Annotated in this window: 11 protein-coding genes; 5 read left to right on the top strand and 6 right to left on the bottom strand. The window is 64.8% G+C overall.

Annotated elements, in window-relative coordinates; all coding sequences use genetic code 11:
• Positions 1-292: 292 nt before the first annotated feature.
• Together DFR29_RS06765 and DFR29_RS06770 are read right to left on the bottom strand one after the other, a co-directional pair.
• Positions 293-1,717, bottom strand: a complete 1,425-nt coding sequence (locus DFR29_RS06765; RefSeq protein ID WP_133817823.1) for a DUF2867 domain-containing protein — start codon at positions 1,715-1,717, stop codon at positions 293-295.
• A gap of 40 nt (positions 1,718-1,757) precedes the next feature.
• Complete coding sequence (locus tag DFR29_RS06770) at positions 1,758-2,066, bottom strand: metalloregulator ArsR/SmtB family transcription factor (protein ID WP_133817824.1); 309 nt, start codon at positions 2,064-2,066, stop codon at positions 1,758-1,760.
• A 261-nt stretch (positions 2,067-2,327) separates the two neighbouring features.
• On the opposite strand from DFR29_RS06770, the gene DFR29_RS06775 reads away from it, so the two are divergent.
• Positions 2,328-3,485, top strand: a complete 1,158-nt coding sequence (locus DFR29_RS06775) for an alanine racemase (protein ID WP_133817825.1) — start codon at positions 2,328-2,330, stop codon at positions 3,483-3,485.
• 385 nt (positions 3,486-3,870) lie between these two features.
• Here the strand turns inward: DFR29_RS06775 and DFR29_RS06780 are convergent, their stop codons facing one another.
• The 3 genes from DFR29_RS06780 to DFR29_RS06790 all read right to left on the bottom strand — a co-directional run bounded on the left by DFR29_RS06780 (position 3,871) and on the right by DFR29_RS06790 (position 8,425).
• The gene (locus tag DFR29_RS06780; protein ID WP_133817826.1) at positions 3,871-6,144 is read right to left on the bottom strand and encodes a hypothetical protein; all 2,274 of its coding nucleotides are present in this window, start codon (positions 6,142-6,144) and stop codon (positions 3,871-3,873) included.
• Between the two features lie 170 nt (positions 6,145-6,314).
• Positions 6,315-6,617 (bottom strand): hypothetical protein, encoded by a 303-nt coding sequence (locus DFR29_RS06785; protein ID WP_133817827.1) that lies wholly within the window; start codon positions 6,615-6,617, stop codon positions 6,315-6,317.
• A gap of 200 nt (positions 6,618-6,817) precedes the next feature.
• Positions 6,818-8,425: a GMC family oxidoreductase gene (locus DFR29_RS06790; RefSeq protein ID WP_133817828.1), complete on the bottom strand. Its 1,608-nt coding sequence runs from the start codon at positions 8,423-8,425 to the stop codon at positions 6,818-6,820.
• Positions 8,426-8,866: 441 nt separating this feature from the next.
• On the opposite strand from DFR29_RS06790, the gene DFR29_RS06795 reads away from it, so the two are divergent.
• A complete protein-coding gene (locus tag DFR29_RS06795) occupies positions 8,867-11,023 on the top strand; it encodes an NHL repeat-containing protein (RefSeq protein ID WP_166653924.1) in 2,157 nt (718 codons plus the stop codon).
• Positions 11,024-11,172: 149 nt separating this feature from the next.
• Here the strand turns inward: DFR29_RS06795 and DFR29_RS06800 are convergent, their stop codons facing one another.
• The gene (locus DFR29_RS06800; protein ID WP_133817830.1) at positions 11,173-11,976 is read right to left on the bottom strand and encodes an MOSC domain-containing protein; all 804 of its coding nucleotides are present in this window, start codon (positions 11,974-11,976) and stop codon (positions 11,173-11,175) included.
• A 77-nt stretch (positions 11,977-12,053) separates the two neighbouring features.
• Here DFR29_RS06800 and DFR29_RS06805 point away from each other — a divergent pair, with 77 nt between their 5' ends.
• From DFR29_RS06805 to prmC, 3 genes are all read left to right on the top strand, one after another.
• A complete protein-coding gene (locus tag DFR29_RS06805) occupies positions 12,054-13,349 on the top strand; it encodes an NTP/NDP exchange transporter (RefSeq protein ID WP_133817831.1) in 1,296 nt (431 codons plus the stop codon).
• A 78-nt stretch (positions 13,350-13,427) separates the two neighbouring features.
• Positions 13,428-17,576 (top strand): hypothetical protein, encoded by a 4,149-nt coding sequence (locus tag DFR29_RS06810; protein WP_133817832.1) that lies wholly within the window; start codon positions 13,428-13,430, stop codon positions 17,574-17,576.
• A 31-nt stretch (positions 17,577-17,607) separates the two neighbouring features.
• Positions 17,608-18,459, top strand: a complete 852-nt coding sequence (prmC, locus tag DFR29_RS06815) for a peptide chain release factor N(5)-glutamine methyltransferase (protein WP_133817833.1) — start codon at positions 17,608-17,610, stop codon at positions 18,457-18,459.
• Positions 18,460-18,743: the final 284 nt, after the last annotated feature.

The raw sequence follows: 18,743 nt of genomic DNA on the forward strand, positions 1-18,743 counted from the left end.
GCGGCCGCTGCAATCGGCTGCTTGTCTCAACAACCCAGCCAAGCCCTTGCAACGCAAGGGCTTGGCTGCCTGTTTGAGTCAGGCGGATTGCGGGTCAAAGCCTGCTGCGGATCTTCCGGGTGGTCGCGTTAGTATATTGTTAAACGTATATACAAAGGCTGCGCAGCCTTTGCGCAGCGTCGGTCGGCGGCGAGCCGCAGGCGAACCCCGACATCGAGGTCCGCCCTACCGAACAACCTCCACGCCGCGAAAGCCGATGGCGAAGGAATCCGGGTTGCAGCGGAACCTCTGCTCAGGCCCGCGGCACCAAGCCAGCCTCGCTGCCCGGATCGCGCTGCAGGCCACGCGAATCGATGGCCCAGGCTGCTGCCAGACTTAACATGGTCGGCGCGATGTAGTGGCGGTGAATGCGTGCAATACACGCCATGTAGAAGCGTCCGAACAGATTGAGCGGCTGTACCCGCGTGGCAAGGCTGAAGCGGATGCGGCCGGCACCGTCGATCTCCACGCTGACGCTGGAACGGAAGCGCAGATGCCTGTCGTCGGCACCCAGCACGACCTCGGCGCTGCGGCCGTCGCTGCGCTGGGCCAGTACCGGGAAGCGGCCGGCGAACAACTGCTCGCGCTGCGCCGACAGTAGCGACGATACCGGACAGCCCAGCGGCGAGGTGCGCAGGCCCAGCGGGCGCACCAGCGCATTGCGCAAGGCCATCAGGCGTGCCACGCCGACCGGAGCGTTGTCGAGAAAGCCCTGCAGTAGCGCGCTGAGCCAGGCGCTGGCGGAATCGGCGCGCAGCTCGCTGGGTCCGGTGGTCAGCACGAAGCGGTCCTGATGGTCGACGTCGTCGCCCAGCTCGCGTTGCAGCAGGGAGCGCGGCGGCAATTGTGGCTCGTAAGCGATAGCGTGGCCGCTGCCGTTGGCAGAAAGAAAGCCGCCGGTATGGCCCCAGCGCGGCAGCAAGGTGCGCATACGGCCCATGCGCGAGCGCAGGCCAGCACAGAAGCTGCCACGCGGCGAGGTGGCGGTCGCGTTCAGGGCCAGCGCGACCGTGGACACGCGGCGCGGATCGAAGGCGTCGCTGCGCAACAATGCGCTCACACGGTCGGGCAGCAGCTCGGTCAGAGCTGGAATGGAAGCGTCGCCAGCCTCGATGCGGGTGCGCAATGCCGCGGACAAGGTGCCGCCGAGTTCGTTGCTGTGGCAGGACAGGGCGAACAGCGCCGGATGCGCCGCGTCCGCGCCCGCAGGCACGAACTGGTGCCAGGTATTGCCGCCGAAGCGCACCGTGAAAAGGCAATCCGGCGGAATATCCACAAAGCGCAATTGACGCAGGAAGCTGTGCGGGTCGGCCTGTATCTGCTCGTCGCTTGCACTGCAGAAGCGCAGCTGGGCGCCGCCGCTGCCGGAGATGGCGGTGAATATGCGGTGGCCGGCGTGGCGGTGAAAGGGATGACCGTTGCTCCCGACGGCGAAGGTATACAGCGAGGTGGGGTCGTTCTGCGCCAGGTGCATGCCGCCCAGCCGCGCGGAAGGTTCGTCCAGCGCATCAACGTAGTGTTCGTGCGCACGCTGGCGCGCGCTGGCATCTGCATGGATCCGGTCGCCGGCGCCTATGCCCAATTGGGCGACCAGGGTGACTTCGACCGGTGGGCCGCCGGCCGCGCCAGGCAGCTGCGCGCTGGGGAAGGTCTGTACTACCTGGGTCAGGGCCAGCATGGGATTACTCCTGCAATCGGGCGATATGGCGGTGTTTCGCTCAGGTCTTGCTGCGCACGCGGGCACGACTTTCGCGCTTGAGCGGACCGGCGACCGGGCAAAGCTCGGCCGCCCAGGCGAATACGGTGTTCGCCAGGCGATCGGGCACCAGGTGGAAATAGACGAATTGGCCGCGCCGTTCGCGTGCAATCAGGCCGGCCTGTTCAAGTATGCGCAGATGGCCCGACAGCGCTGGCTTGCTGAAATCGAAGCGTTCGGCAATCTCGCCGGCACTGAGCTCGCCCTGGTTCAGATAGGCGAGGATCTTGCGCCGCGCGGTGGAGGCCAGTGCTTCGAATACCTTTTCCATGCGCGAGCCGAATAGTTAAGCAATGAATTAACTATCCGCGCCGGCATCGGCACGGGTCAAGTGGTTAGGGCCATATGCTGCCGCGGTGGATTGCCGCAGGCGTCGCCGTACCAGCGTTGCGGGCCAGGCGGGCCGATGCTGCGCAGCCACGCGCGACACACTCAGTCTCGCTGTCACAGCGATCATGCAGGACACGCGGTGTTGCATTGCTTCGATCCGGCCTAGACTCCGTCATCCGCTCCTCTTCGGAAAATCTGAAAAATGCACAATTCTGCAAATCCTTCCGGGTCGCTGTCCGCGCTGACGACGCCGTGCCTGCTGCTGGACGAAGCACGCCTGCAACGCAATATCGACCGCATGAATGTGCGTGCCGACATGTTTGGTGTGCAGCTGCGGCCGCATGTGAAGACGGCCAAGAGTACCCAGGTGGCACGGCGCATCTTCGGCGATGCTACCGGACCGATCACCGTATCGACCCTGCGCGAAGCCGAATACTTCTTCGCCGACGGTTTCGACGACATTCTCTACGCTGTATCGATGGTGCCGGCCAAGGTCGCCCGGGCCGCTGCATTGGCCCGCGCTGGAGCGCGCCTGCGCTTCGTCACCGACGATATGGCCAATGCCCAGGCGATTGCGGCTGCGGCAGAGCGGGAAGGCGTGCACTTCGAGATGCTGGTCGAGATCGATGCCGATGGCCACCGTGCCGGCCTGAGGCCCGACGACAGTCGCATTGTGGATATTGCGCGATCGCTGCAATCGACGCCGCAACTGCGCTTTGCCGGCGTGATGACGCATGCTGGCGCTTCCTACGACTGCGTCGGCGCCGCGGCCCTGCGTGTGCATGCGCGCCTGGAGCGCGATGCCGTCGTGCACGCGGCGCAGGCTCTACGCGACGCAGGGCTGGCTTGCGAGTGCGTCAGCCTGGGCTCGACGCCGACCCTGACCTTCGTCGAAGACCTGAGCGGCGTGACCGAGGCGCGCGTCGGCGTATATGTGTTCAACGATCTGGTGCAGAGCAATCTCGGCGTCTGCCGCCTGGACGATATCGCGCTGTCGGTGCTGACGACCGTGGTCAGCCACAAGCGCGATACCGGCCGTCTGATCGTCGACGCCGGTGGGCTGGCCCTGTCCAAGGACCACGGCACGGCGCGCCAGGCCATCGACTACGGTTACGGCCAGGTGTGCAGCGAAGACGGCCACGTTCTACCCGGCCTGCGCGTGTGCGAGGTGAACCAGGAGCACGGCCTGATCGCGGCCGTTGCAGACACCGACGCCGCGGCGATGTTCGATGCCTTGCCGATCGGCACGCGCCTGCGCCTGCTGCCCAACCACGCCTGCATGACCGCGGCGGCCTACGAAAGCTATCACGTGGATACCGCATGCGGATGGGAGCAGTGGCCACGGTGTAATGGCTGGTAGCCTCGCCGGGTAGGCAGTTTCTACCCAAGACCGAGTTGACCTGAATCAGCCGCTGGCGGCAGGAACGTCGGATTGAACGATCTGGCTGGGCGGCAGGAGTATGGCGGTAGCACGTATCAGACGCGCTTTGCCGCCCATATCGGCCGAGCCGATGTCCAGCCCGCAGGAAGGCAACCAATCGGGTAACGATTTAAACCAATACACCCTGCGTGCCGCTCAGGGGGCATGCGCTGATCAAATAAGGGGCAAGCAGGGTTTTCAAGCGTGCTTTCATGCCTCCTTTCCTTGCTGTACAGAGCAGATGCTGCCGCGAAGCGGTGCGAATACGATTGCCTGAGGAAGCCAGGCCGGCGGCGCCGGCCTGGCTGGCTAGCGATGAATCGCCTTACGGAGGGCAGGCGCCCGGCGTGCCCTTGAGCTTGAGTTGCCAGTGCGTCGCCATGCCGCGCACGCTATTGACCACCTGGTCGGCAATCTGCAGCGTCCAGGTACCGGCGGCCGGATGATTGAGGAAGGTGTCCAGATTCGAGCCCGATGGCGGTAGCAGGGCGCCGCGGTTGACCCGCAGCGAAGTGATGGAATAACCGCCGTAGACGCCGGGTTCGTAAGGCCAGTTGCTCGGTTCTGCCGCTCCGTCCCAGATCTGTGCGCGCAGGCCGGCAGGATTGATCAGGTACAGATCGAGGTCCGGCTTCCAGAACTGGAAAATGCCGTTTCCGTTGAGAGTCGGATCACGCACGAAACCTGCACTGACCTCGATGTCGCCGACACAAAAAGCCTGGGAGACATTCACTGTGCTGACGGTGGGGTCGAGCGTGGCCGCTTCGGGTACCAGGGCCAGTATCTCCGCACCTACAGTGAGATCGCGCTTGTCCAACACAATGGCCTCTGTGCGCTGCGAGTCCGAGTCCGGATTGTGGCAGCGGCTCGTGTCGGAAAAGACCAGGTTTGCGCTGTTCTCCGCAATGGGCAGTGCATTGGCCTGTGCATTGTCCAGCGCCATGGTGATGACGACACTGTCGCCCGGCGTTCCCTGCGCGGACAGGTCGTAGCCGACGAGCAAGGTTCCTGATGGCGGAACGGACTGGCCGTCGATACGCAACCAAGCCGCCGTGGTGCTGACCTCGACCCGCACCGCAGTCGGTCTGGGGTTACGTAGCGTGTACTGCACTTGTGGAGGAAGGTACGGACTGGCCACGCCTTGAAAGCGATTGGATGCAGGCGCCTCGATCTGGAAGTCGGTAAGGCCGACTTCCAGGCGGTGCTTGATGCGATCACCGAAATTGTGCGTCGTATCGGCAAAGGAAACGCTCTGCTCGTAAACGCCGCAGCGGGCGATCGCGGCGCTGGAAACTGTTACCGTCTTTGTTGCGGACGTGCCAGGTAAAAGAGTGCCGCTGCTGCTGCTCATGCTGAGCAAAGTCGGGTTGCCCGGCGCTGGCGGCACAACGCTGGCCGAATAGTCGACAGACGCTGTGGTTCTGCCGTCCACGCGCAATTCATAGGGAAAGCTTGTCGACGCCAGCGTGCCGCCGAACGGAATTACCTGGATCACATCCTGCAAAGGTGTGACCAGCAATTCGGCGGCAGGTACTTCGGCGGCGAAGGTCTTGATCGATCCCATATTGAGCAAACTGGTGTAGGTTCCCGGAAACGCCGCATCGGCGGGACATACGTTCGAAAACGAGTAATAGCCGGGCATGCTGGTGCTGGCGTCGAACTGCATGCAGCCAAAACCAACGGGCGAGCCTACCGAAGTTTCAACAAATCCCTTGGTGAGGTTGTACAGCGGAGAGCCGGAGCTGCCGTCCAGCAATGCATAGTTGCGGTAGCGCGGCACTACAGTGGGCGGACGCGAACCGAGAGCGTCCGTCATCATGCCGACGAACCCCACGTCCTTGGACAGCTTCTGCGCCAGACGTTCAGGATGGCCGGCCATGGCATGGTGGTCACCCAACTGCGGATCGCCGTCGCGACGCAGGCGCAAGAACGATCGATCGGTACGCGGTGTTGTCAGGCGGAATGCCGCGTAATCGAAACGCGAGTCCGTGATGGTCGACGGGATGGAATCGGGGAAATCCGCGAGGACAGGGCCATGCGGCGGAAAAATGATGTTGGCCGCCGGAATATGATCGAAGTCGGGAGGTTGGCAACTGGTGCCGCCGACGGGGATTTGCGGGCGCATATCGAAGACGATGGCATAGGCATTCTGGTCGAATTGGCCGTGCGAAGCGGTGACGATGATGTCAGGAGCCACCAGGTATCCGGCGCGGCCATTGGGCGACATCTGCGGTTCGCCGTAGAACTGCACACCGGGAACCAGGGGATAGCCGAAGATACTGGTAAAACCGCCGGTTTGCGCCGAGAGCCGGTAATAGCCGGGGACATCGGAAGGTACCAGCTGGCTGGGTGGTAGCAGCGCCGCTGTTGCGCGGATAAGGCGGGTTTTCTCGCCCATGTCGGCACCGCCGATAGCCGTGCCGCAGGGCGATACCCAGTCGGGGAAAGTTTGCGCAGTTGCGACTGGCGCGATGGCCGTCAGAGCGAAAGCGGCCAATATGCAACGGGTGAGCAAGGTTTTTGGAATAGTGTTCATAGGTCCTGTGCCTTTGGTTAAGGAGCGAAACGTGCGCGGTCCGCGTCGCGACGCCGGGGACACGGCAGCAGACTTCTGCGGTAACTGCCGCACTGGCGGTGGGGAGTCAGTGCGGCGCCGCGGTCTACGCACTGCTAATCGCTATACGAGGCCGTTCATGGTCAGGCCGCGTGCACAGAGCACGCGACTTGATCTGATTCGAGGCGGTAACGACGTGGCGGGCCTGACGTTGTTCAGTCGCAGGCGCTGACAGGCCGCAGTCGCCGGTTGAGTTCCAGCAATTGCGCCTCGTACTTTTCGTCGGGCATGTCGTTGGCGCAGGCGATGGCCAGCAGTTGCCGCAGCTGGCGACGCGCGTTGCGGCCAAAGGCTGGGCGAGCGGGCAACTGTGTCGGGGAATGAGGGAAATGCAATGTTTTGAACAAAGCTAAAGGTTTGCAAGGCATGTCGTTGGTTTCTCGCGAGCTTGAAGGACAGGGGCGTCCGATGATCGCGCAGGCAGCTGCACCGCCAGGGAGCGGTGACTGGTACTGCATCGGTCGGTGTCGTCGCGCTCAGTGCGGCCCTGTTGCAGGGGGCGGACGACTGGGCGAAGTATGGCGGGAGGCGGTCTCAGGGGCTGCGATGCAGCGGCCCAAATGGCGCGAAATACTCAGGCGGCCGCGCCAGCAACGCGGCTGGAATGCGCTGTCTGGTCTGATGCCGCCGGGCGGCGCCCAGAGCCGCCCAGGCGAATTTAGGCGGCGGCGTGCGGAATTGTCTGGCCGGCCTGCAACAGCAAGTCTGCGGCCCGCTCGGCAATCATCACGGTCGGTGCATTGGTATTGCCGCCCGGCAGTACGGGCATCACCGAAGCATCGACGACACGCAGATTGTCGACGCCGCGTACGCGCAACTCGCTGTCGACGACGGCTTCGCTGTCGTTGCCCATGCGGCAGGTGCCGACCGGGTGATAGATCGATTCGGCCTTGCGCCGGATGAAGCCGATCAGGTCGGCGTCGCTGACCGCGCTGCTGCCAGGGAAGATTTCCTCGCCGCGATACGGAGCGAATGCCGCCTGCGCGAGGATCTGGCGCGATGTGCGCGCCGCTTCGACCAGCATGCGCAGATCGAAGCCTTCGCTGTCGCTGAGATAGTTGGCATGGATGGCGACCTTCTCGGCCGGATCGGCCGAGCGCAAGGCGAGGTGGCCACGGCTGCGCGGACGCAGCGCACACGCGTGCAAGGTATAGCCGAAGCCGGGCAGGCGATTGCGGCCGTGATCGTCCAGCAAGGCCGGCACGAAATGGAATTGCAGGTCGCACCGTTCGTCGGGTGCCAGCGCGCTGCGCACGAAGCCGCCGGCTTCTGCAATGTTCGACGTGCCGATGCCGCTGCGGCGCAGCAGGAATTCCAGCGCAATGGCGATGTCGTTCGTCTTGTCGTAGGTGATCGGCTGGGTGCAGCGGGTCAGCGTGCAGATATCCAGGTGATCCTGCAGGTTGGCGCCGACACTGGCATTGTCCACTTCGATTCGAATGCCGTGAGCACGCAGCTGCGCGGCCGGGCCTATGCCCGAGAGTAGCAGCAGCTGCGGTGAATTCAGCGCGCCGCCACTCAGAATTACCTGGCTCGCCTCGGCGCGCACGCGCTTGCCGTGACGGTGGTATTCCACGCCGACGGCACGGCCGTTGGCGAGGACGACGCGTTCGGTAGTCGCCCGCGTGATCACGCTCAGATTGGGCCGCCCGCGCGCGGGCTTGAGGTAGCCCTGGGCGGTAGAGCAGCGTGCGCCGTTTTTCTGGGTCACCTGGTAGTAGCCGAAGCCAGCCTGGCTGGGGCCATTGAAATCGGTGCTGACGGGGTAGCCTAGCGCGGCGGCAGCGTCGATCGCCGCTTGCGACAGCGTGTTGTGGTGGCGCAGGTTGGAAACTGCGAGCGGGCCGTCGCTGCCGTGCAGTCCGTCGGCGCCGCGCTCGTTGCCTTCGCTGCGGCGAAAATACGGCAGTACGCCATTCCAGTTCCAGCGTTCATCGCCGCTGAGCCGGGCCCATTCGTCGTAGTCGCGACCATCGCCGCGGATATAGCACATCGCGTTGATCGAACTCGATCCGCCCAGCACTTTGCCCCGCGGCCACCACAGGCGGCGATTGTCCAGCTGCGCCTCGGGCTCGGTGGAATAATCCCAATTGACGCCTTTTTTGCCGACCAGCTTGGACAGGCCGGCGGGCATATGGATGAACGGATGCCAGTCGCTGCCGCCGGCTTCCAGCAACAGTACGCGGTGATTTGGGTTGGCACTGAGGCGATTGGCCAGCACGCAACCGGCTGAGCCGGCGCCGACGATGATGTAGTCGTAAGTCATTCCATACGCCCCGGGGAGGACTGCGCGAGGCTAGGTTCCATGGCTAGAGCAGATGCTCCATCGCACTGCAGCATCGGTGGGATGAAAAGTCGAAAATCCTTTGTTTCGCCTAGTCTTAGACGCTGGGATGCGGTTCTGGTCCAATAGTCGGGTTCGCACAAGACAGTCTGGGCCGTGCTCATGGAAGGATTCCGGCCCCGCTGCAGCGACATACCGTACCGGTCGGTGTTGTCGCCGCGAACGGTATGGCACGCGCCCTCGCGTGATCCTGGTTGCCGCCGTCTGTCGATAGTGCATTGGACGCCGCCGAATTGCCCGGCGTCCTATTCATGTCGGTGCGCGGACATTTGCCGCAATTACATCGAATGCAGTCAATTTCGCCGAGGATTTCCCCTGATGCCCTGTGGCACCACGTCCTTTCGTCTGGGCAAAGGATATGTCATGAAAACATTTGCACGAATCACATGGTATGCGCAGCGTGTTGCGCTCGCTGCCCCGTTGGGTCTGGTCGGCGTTGCGCACGGCCAGATGCCCGAACCGCTGGTACGGCCTGATATCGAGCTGGTCGATGTCGGCGAAATTCAGAGCGTGGCCGACCAACCGCACTACGGATTGCTTATCGCTGGCACGTTTACCCGGGTCAACGGCGAGACACGCAATGGCCTTGCACGCATGGTTCACGGCAATACCGATCCGAACTGGAACCCGAATCCGAGCTGGCTGGGCTCCGTTCCGCTGGTGCCGCGACGCGTCAGGATGTCGCCCGACGGCGGCGTCTTCGTTTCTGGCGACCTGGTCGAGATCGCCGGCCATGGCGTCGATTGCATCGTCAAGCTGAAGCCCGATGGTCAGCTCGATACGGCATGGACTGCGCCGACGACGAACTGCGACTTCGATCCCGTGTTCGATCGCGAAGGATGGATGTACTTCATCGACAGTGATCACAGTGTGCGGCGCACGCGACTGGACGTTGGCGGCAGCGCCGACCCCTACTGGACGCATTGGCCGGCGAACGGATTCGCCGAGCCCTACAAGCTGATGCTGGAGTTCGGCGACTCGCTGTATGTGGCGTCGAAAACCGTTCGCTGGAACCAGACGCTGATTGGCAAGGTGCCGACGACATTGAACGGATACGAACTCTGGAGCAGGGAAGACCAATACGACACCGTTGTAGCCATGCAGCAGAGTGAATATGGCGTCGTCTATCTGGCCTATGCGCAGGGGACGATTCGCAAGTTCGACGCGCGAAATGGCAGTTTGTCCGATGCGATAATGCCGAACCCAGCCTTGGCCGGTGTGCGGAATATGAAGCTCGCCAGTTCGGGTTTCGATGAACATCTGTTCGTTGCTGCCTCGGGTGGCGTACGCAAGTTTTCTACCAACGGTTCTGACCTGGCCAGCTACCCGCATGCCCAGCGAGATTTTGTCAATGAAATGATCCCCAGCGGCAGTAGCGTGCTGCTGGCGGGCAAGTTTTCTGCCGTGGACGGCCAGGAAAGCCAGAGCCTCCTCGCTATTCACGGCGGCGGCACGCCAGGCCCTTCGGCTACTTACGAAATCACCGGTCCCGGAAAGATCGAGGAAGTTGTCGCTCAGTCCAACGGCGGCGCCATCGTGCGGGGCAGCTTCATCAAGGCGGACAAGCTGCCGCGCCGGGAGATTTTCCGGCTGACGCCGGAGGGTATTGTCGATCCGGGCTGGTCGGTGCAGGCCAACGATGGCATCAATCACGTTGTCATCGGCAGCGATAGCGCCGTGTATATTGGTGGAAGTTTTACCAATATTGTTGGAGGGGTGTTTCCCTTGCGTTTTCTCGCCAAGCTGGATGCCGCTTCGGGCAGTCCCCTCTCCTGGTGGGGGCCGAGCCTGGGTCTGCAGTATGCGCCGCTGGACCTGGCCATCGACGCGCAGGACCGGATCTACGTGGCGCCGCCCGTACAGCAGGCAAATCTGGGTGTGCGCCGCGTATTGGTAACGCCCGACGGTGAGCCTGACCAGAACTGGGGGCCGATCCACGTATCGAACATGGGTGGTATCGATCTGGTTGGTGACTATCTGTACCTGCAATCGAATCAGCCGAACACAATCGATATTTTCCGGGCTGAGCTGGTCGCTGGCACCAGCGGGACGAGCGGCTGGTATTTTGCGCTGCAAAATGGCAACAGTGTGCCTGCGCTGAATGCGATCGGCGCCGATGGCGTCGGTAAATTGCTCCTCGGCGGTCGTTTCGAGTGGTACGGGAGCGGCGACGTGCGTCGCAATCTGCTTCGCCTTGATTCTGTGGGCGGGGTGGACGAAAGCTGGTTGCCGCAAGTCAACGGCGGTGTGAACGACATCGCCGTCGATGCCGCCGGCGAAATCTATATTGCCGGCGATTTCACGACGGTCGGTACGCAGGCCAGCAATGGCTTGGCCAGGCTGTCGCCCATCGATGCGACGCCGCGCGCTGACTGGATGCCGGCCCATGGCGCGAGTTCGATCTGTGTAGCCGATGCGCAGCGCCTGTTCGTCGTCGGCGACGACTGGCGCAACACGTTTGTTGCCTTGCCGCTGTCGGTCGGCGGTGGTGGTGAGGTGCCGGCGATCGAGCGGAACTGATCGCGGTGCGGCTTAATTCTTACCCGGTTGGTCTGATGATTGCCTTGAACTGACCTTGCGGCGCAATTCACTGCGTTCATCGCGCCTTGCCTCGTAGCGGCAGGGCGCGATGAACGCAGTGAATTGCGCCGCATTGGTATGCAAACCGCTCAGGCCAGCACGTGCACCGTATCGCCTACACGCACGGTGCCGAGGTTGCGCGCGATCAGGTTCTGGCCGAAGGTCACACCGCTGGGCGTGCGGCGGTAGCTGGTCAGGGTTTTCAGCGGCTCGCCGTCGCTGCTGCGTTCGCCGCGCAGCGGATCGACGGTAGTGAAGATGCAGCGCGTACACGGCTTGACCAGATCGAATTCCACCTCGCCGATGCGGACGCGCTTCCAGTCGTCTTCCGCATGCGGCGCGGTGCCGGCGACGACGAGGTTGGGACGGAAATTGAGCATGCCGACCGGATTGGCCAGGCGCTGGTTGAGCTGCTCCAGCGCCGCCTGGCTGATCAGCAATTGTGGATAGCCATCGGCAAAGCTGACTTCGTCGCCGGGCTGGCCGTAGTCGGGGTTCACCGCGCGATGCGCGGCGTCGTCCATATGCACCAGATGCAGGCTGGTGCCGAGATAGCGGCCAAGCCATGCGCCTGCAGCGGCATCGGCGCGCAAGGCATCGACCTGGTTTTTCCACACTTCCACGCTGAGCCGTGCTGCGGTCGGCGCTGGCGTGGCTATTTCCAGCGCCGGCATGCCGGGTGCTTCCAGGCGCAGGCCCTGCGCCAGCGGCGTGGCGCAGATCAGCGGCATACGCGCATACAGGCGTCCGGTGACGAACTTGCCTTTGTCGTCGACGATCATCCAGCGCCGGTCCTGGGCCAGGCCGCGGGGCTGTACGTCGATCTGCTGCGGCGCCACGGCGGCGCAGGACTTGACCGGATATATATAGAGAGCGGAGAGCGTCGGCTGCATGCGTCGATTATGCATCGCCACCATGCCGCCCGCCCGCCCATGGTAGGCTTGCGCGGCCTTGTCGCCGGGGATGTCGCGTGGCGTTGATTGGAAAGGTGCGCGCTTATCTCAAGGCCACCGTGCGGGACTATGAATGGCCCGCGGTCGTTATCGGATTCATCTATTTCTTCTGCCTGCTGGCGGCGTATTACGTCGTGCGGCCGGTGCGCGACCAATTGTCCGCCGCGGTCGGTTCGACCAACCTGCCGATCTTCTATATCGCCACGTTTATCGTGACCTTTCTGCTCACGCCGGTTTTCGGTGCCCTGGCCGCGCGCTTTACGCGGCGACAGTTCGTGCCTGCCGTATATGGGTTCTTTCTGCTCTGTGTGCTCGGCTTCATTCCTCTTTTCCAGATGCAGGAAACGATCGGCGCGAAGGTGCTCGGGTCGGTGTTCTTCGTCTGGGTCAGCGTGTTCAATCTGCTGGTGGTGGCGCTGTTCTGGAGCCTGATGGCCGACGTGTTCGACCGTGAACAGGCGCGGCGGCTGTTTCCGCTGATCGGCGCCGGCGGCGCGCTGGGGGCGATCTTCGGCCCGCTGATGACCAAGCAGCTGGTCTTTCTGGTCGGCATCACCGGCTTGCTGATTATTTCGGCGCTGCTGCTGGCCGTCTGCATCGGCATGATCTACCCGCTGTTCAACTGGTCGCGACGGCATCCGGTCGCGGGCGAGCCCGATCGCGACAAGCGCGTGATCGGCGGCAGTATCCTGGCAGGCCTGTTTGCCACGCTGCGCGAGCCGTTCCTGCGCAAGGTGGCCTTGCTGATGCTGCTCGGCGACGGCGTCGGCACCGTGGTCTACGCATTGGTAGCCGACTACAACGGTGCAGCCAATCTGACTGCTGCGGCGCGGATCAATTTCTCCGCCAGCCTGGATCTGGCCGCGAATTCGCTGCAGATCATTTTCCAGCTCGTCATCACGCGCGAGTTGCTGGTGCGCGTCGGTCCGATCGGGCCACTGGTGCTCGATGGCGTGATCAAGGCTTGCATGCTGCTCGGCCTGTTTGTGGTCGGTGGCGGCTGGATCGTCGTCGTGTCCATCGTCACGCGCGCCAGCGCGTACGGCATCTTCAAGCCCGCGGCCGATTCGCTCTACACCGAAGTGGATGCAGAAACGCGCTACAAGACCAAGAATTTCATCGATACCACGGTCTGGCGTTTCGGCGACGTGGTGGTCAACGTGGGCTTGAACAGCCTGCGTGGACTGGGCGTCGCCACCGGCGGGCTGGCCCTGATGGCCGCGGCCGCGGGTCTGACTTCGGCCTGGGTCGGCTGGCGCCTGGCGCGTTCGTTGCCGGTGTCCGCAAAGCAGGCCGGGGATCGTTCCAGTTAGCTGCGCTGCGGCGCGCTAACCCTTTAGACTGATTGCCGTCGTTGCAGCAGTCCCTTCGTCGCGATCAGGGAGTCGGTCATGCGTCGAGCTTTGCGTCTGTTGTTGCTGCTTTGCCTGGGTTTCGGCGCCGCTCAGGCGCAATCGCCGGCGCCCACGCCGTCTGCCGATACCATTCCCCCCGTGCTGCGCGACTGGCGCAGCTGGGTGCTGAAGAATCAGGAATTCCGCGCCTGCCCGTTGATTTCAGGCAGCGATGCGAACGAGGCCGGCAGTTATGTCTGCGCCTGGCCCGGGCGCCTGGGGCTGGATGCCGATGCCGCCGGGCTGCGGTTCGTGCAGCAGTGGCGGGTAGATACCCCGAGCTGGATAGGCCTGCCTGGCGATGCCGACAACTGGCCGCAGGACGTACAGGTCGACGGCCAGCCCGCCGCGGTGCTGGAACGCGAAGGCGAGCCGCAGTTGCGCCTGGGGCCGGGCGTACACCGCATCGAAGGTCGCATTTCCTGGGTGCAGCGCCCGCAGCAGCTGCAGGTGCCGCAGACCATTGCACTGGTCGACCTGCGCGTAGACGGCAAGCCGGTGCTGCCGCTGGAGCGCAACGGCGAGCAGCTCACCCTGGGGCGTGGCGAGGCGAGCGAGCCCCAGGCCGACGAAATCAGCATCGAAGTATTCCGCAAGCTCAGCGACGATATTCCGGCGCGCCTGGAAACGCGGCTACGCCTGCATGTGTCGGGACAGGCGCGCGAGGAAAGCGTGGGACCCGTGCTGCCGCCGGGTTTCCTGCCGCTGGCCTTGCAAGGCGGCATCACGGCGCGGCTGAGCAACGACGGCCGCCTGCATATGCAGGTGCAGCCTGGCGACTGGGATCTGAGCCTGACCGCCCGCGCCACCGCGCCGCTGCTGAAGGTGGTTCTGCCGGCTATAGAGCAGCCCTGGCCGGCGCAGGAAATCTGGAGTTTCGAGGCCGTGAGCTGGCTGCGCGTAGGCACGGCCAGGGCCGAGCAGTCGATCGATCCGGCCCAGGCCGGCGTACCGGCGGAGTGGCGCAATCTGCCGGCCTTCGCCCTGGCGGCGAACGGCGAGCTGGCGGTGGAAGAACAATCGCGCGGCCTTTCCAGCGTCGATGCCAACCGCCTGCATCTGCAGCGCGATGTATGGCTGCAGTTCGATGGTGCGGCGATGTATGCCAAGGATCGGGTCAGCGGCAGCATGAATCGCGACTGGCGCCTGGACGTGGCTGCACCGTATGTACTGGAACGCGCCGAAAGCGGCGGCGAAGGTCTGCTGGTGACCCAGTCCGGCCAGGGCCTGACCGGTGTCGAGCTGCGCGAATCGGCAGTCAATCTCGGTGCCGGCGTGCGCATAGGCACGCGCAAGGGCGAGCTGCCGATCGCGGGCTGGCAGCAGTCGTTCGACAGCATCAACTGGAGCCTGCACCTGCCCTATAGCTACCGCCTGCTGGCCGCGCCAGGCGCGGACCGGGCCGGCGACAGCTGGATCGCGCGCTGGAGCCTGCTCGATGTATTCCTCGTCGCTGTCACCGCCTTGCTCGCGGCCCGTTTGCTGGGCTGGCTCGGTGGCGGCCTGGTACTGGGCTATCTGATTCTCGGCTACCACGAGAACAATTCACCGTTGTGGACCTTGCTCAGCGTGATCGCGCTGGGCCTGGTGGCCAAGGCCTTGCCGGCCGGGCGGCTGCGCGACGTGGTGCGCTGGGTGACTGTGCTGCCGGCGGTACTGCTGGCGGTATGGGGGCTGTTGTTCGTCGCGCAGCAGGTGCGCTACACGCTGTATCCGCAGCTGGAAGGGGAGTCGGGCTGGTCCGAGCCGTTCCAGGCCAGCCTGAATGCGCCGCCCCCGATCGTCACCGAAGAAGCCAGCCCGATGTCGGTGCCGGCGCCTGCTGCGCCGCCGCCGCCGCCGCAGATGGCGAATGATGGCTATCTGTCGAATTACGCAAAAGGCGAATCGTCTGGCGGCGCGCCATCGTCGCGATCGCTCGCACGGCAAAAGGCGCGCGTGGAGAACAATGCGGTGCAGCGCTACGCGCAGAACACGGTGATCCAGGCCGGCCGCGGCGAACCTTCGTGGAATTATGGACGCGTATACAGTTTGTCCTGGAGCGGCCCGGTGCTGGCCGAACAGACCGTGCGCCTGGTGATTTCGCCGCCCTGGCTGACGCGCCTGTTGCGCATAGGCATGCTGGCGCTGCTGCTGGTCACGCTGGCGATGCTGGCGCGGCGCTATTGGGCGGCGCGCACGCCGTCGCCGTCTGTCGCGAACGCCGCCGGTCTGGGCGCGGCCGGCTGGTTGCTGGCGCTGAGCCTGGCCAGTCCGCTGGCACCGGCCCAGGCCCAGGGCACGCTGCCCGACCAGGCCATGCTCGACCAATTGCGCCAGCGCCTGACCGAGGCGCCGCCCTGCCTGCCCGACTGTGCCAAGGCGGCGCGGGTGGAAATACGCCTGGCCAACGACACGCTGGCGGTGATGCTGGAAGTGCATGCGGGCGAGCGCGTCGCGGTACCGCTGCCGGTGGTCGACGGTAGCGTGGCGCTGCAAGCCGTGCGTATCGACGGCGTTGCCGCCGAAACCGTAGTGCGCCACGACGAACAGGACTGGCTGGCCCTGGATCGCGGCGTGCATCGCATCACGCTGGACTACCGCGTGGTGGATTCCGACCACGCGGCACTGAAGTTCGTGCTGGCGCCGGCGCAGGTGCGCCTGGATCTGAACGGCTGGCAGGCGGTTGGCGTCAGCGAGAACCGGCTGCTGGGCGATACCGTCACCCTGTCGCGGGAACGCGATGCGAGCAGCAGCGGACCGGCCCGCGGTGGCGCGCAGCAGTTTCCGCCTTATGTACAAGTGGAGCGCAGCCTGGCGTTCGACCTGGAATGGCGCGTGCTGACCACGGTGCGGCGCCTGGCGCCGGCCGAAGGTGGCTTCTCGGTGCGCGTGCCCCTGCTGCCCGGCGAACAGGTGATGAGTTCCGACACCAAGGTCGAGGCCGGCCAGGTGCTGCTGTCCTTCGGCGCGGACGAAAGCGAGACCAGCTGGAACAGCACGCTCGCGCGCGGCGAGGCGGTCGACCTGGTCGCGCCGGCATTGGCCGACCGCGCCGAAGTCTGGAGCGTGGTGCTCAGCCCGACCTGGCATGCGGAGTTCTCAGGCCTGCCCGAGGCGCGGGCGCAGGCGCCCAGCGGCCAGTGGGTGCACGAGTTCCATCCGCTGCCGGAGGAAAAATTGCACATTGCCTTGTCGCGGCCGGATGCGGTGGTCGGCAAGAGCATCGCCATCGACGATGTAGCGGTCACCACCGAGGCGAGCAAGCGCGCGCTGGATACCACGCTGGAGATGAGCCTGCGCAGCACCCAGGGCGGCGAGCATTCCATCGTGCTGCCGGAAGGGGCAGAAGTGCTGTCGGTGGCCAAGAACGGCCAGCCCATGAACCTGCGGCCGCGCGACAACAAGCTCAGCCTGCCGGTCACGCCGGGCAGCAACCGCTTCGTGGTGCAGCTGCGCCAGGCCCAGGAGCTGGGCCTGCGCACGCGCACGCCGGCGTTCGATCTGGGCCTGCCTTCGGCCAATCTGCGCCTGAACCTGAGTCTGCCGGCGGATCGCTGGGTGCTGTTCACCCACGGTCCGATGGTGGGGCCGGCGGTACTGTACTGGGGCGAGCTGATCATCATGATCGTGTTCGCCTACGGCATCAGCCGGCTGCGCCGCACGCCGCTGAAACTGTGGCAATGGCTGCTGCTGGGCTTCGGTTTCTCCACCGCCTCGTGGTGGGCCTTGCTGGTGGTGGTGGCCTGGCTGTTCCTGCTCGACTGGCGCGAGCGCTGGCAGACGTTCTCGCCAGTATGGTTCAACCTGGTGCAGGTCGGCATCGTGCTGTTCAGCGTGCCGGCGATGTTGTGCCTGGTGGCGGCAGTCTGCATGGGCCTGCTCGGCGATCCGGACATGAGTGTCAGCGGCAACGGTTCGTATGCGCGTGCCCTGCACTGGTTTGCCGACCAGAGTGCAAACGTGTTGCCTCAGGCCGGTGCGCTGACCTTGCCGCTGTGGCTGCATCGGCTGGCCATGCTGGCCTGGGCGCTGTGGCTGGCCTCGGCCCTGGTGGCCTGGCTGCGCTGGGCCTTCGCCGCCTGGACGCACGGCGGTTATTGGCGCAGCGGCCGGCGCGAAACGGTGTCGTTGCCCGATCCGCCGCCGCCGCCGGCGCAAACCTGAAGCGGCGCCTGCACAAGGAAGCGATGTTGCGATGAATGTGCGTGAATGCCTCGCCGCCGCGGCCGCCCGCCTCGGCGGCGAGGAAGGCCGTCTGGAAGCCGAAGTACTGCTGCTGCACGTGGTGCAGCGGCCGCGTGTCTGGCTGTATGCACACGCGGACGACGCGCTCCCCGCCGCGGCCTTGTTGAAATTCGACGAATTGATTCAACGCCGCGCGCAGGGCGAGCCGGTCGCCTATATCGTCGGCCGGCGCGAATTCTGGTCGCTGGACCTGCTGGTGAATCCGGCTACGCTGATTCCCCGCGCCGACACCGAACGCCTGGTCGAACTGGCCTTGCAGCGCCTGGCGCCCGGGCAGCACGTCGACGTGGCCGACCTTGGCACTGGCAGCGGAGCGGTTGCACTGGCCATCGCCCACGAACGCACGCAGGCCAGGGTGGTGGCCACCGATGCGAGTGCTGCGGCGCTGGCAGTGGCACGCGAGAATGCGCAGGAAAACAGTATTGTCAATGTGGAGTTTGTGCAGGGGTACTGGTTTGCACCGCTGGACGGACGCCGCTTCGGCCTGATCGTATCGAACCCGCCATATATCGCTGCGGACGACCGGCACTTGCAGCAAGGCGATCTGCGCTTCGAACCGGCCGCTGCGCTGGCAGCCGGCCGCGACGGCCTGGACGATATTCGCCAGATCGTGGCCCAGGCCGGCGGCCATCTGCTGCCCGGCGCCTGGCTGCTGCTGGAACATGGTTACGACCAGGCCGAGGCAGTTCGCGCGCTGTTGCAGCAGGCCGGTTTCGTCGAAATCGACAGCTGGCGCGACCTGGCCGGCCAGGAACGGGTCAGCGGTGGCTGCTGGCCCGGCCCGGAAACCGCGGAAATGTGATGTGGTTGGCAGTTGCCGGGTCGATTGCATCAAGGCTCAACCCGCGCGCACCTCACGGACAGGCTGGCTGCCGAAGCGGAACATACGCTCCAGGCCACATGGCTGGTGTGGCCCCCGCCCGGAGCAGCAAGATCAGGCTCCAGTGCACAGCGACTGTCGTGAGGCAGGCGCGGCGGGAACCAAGGTCGCGACGCTTGTCGCACCCATCGGAACGTGCTCATGCCCCCGCCTTGCGCGGGGGTATTTTTTTGGCGGCGGGCCGATGCCGGCAGGCGGCAGCGATG

The organism is Tahibacter aquaticus, assembly GCF_004363655.1.
Classification (GTDB): domain Bacteria; phylum Pseudomonadota; class Gammaproteobacteria; order Xanthomonadales; family Rhodanobacteraceae; genus Tahibacter; species Tahibacter aquaticus.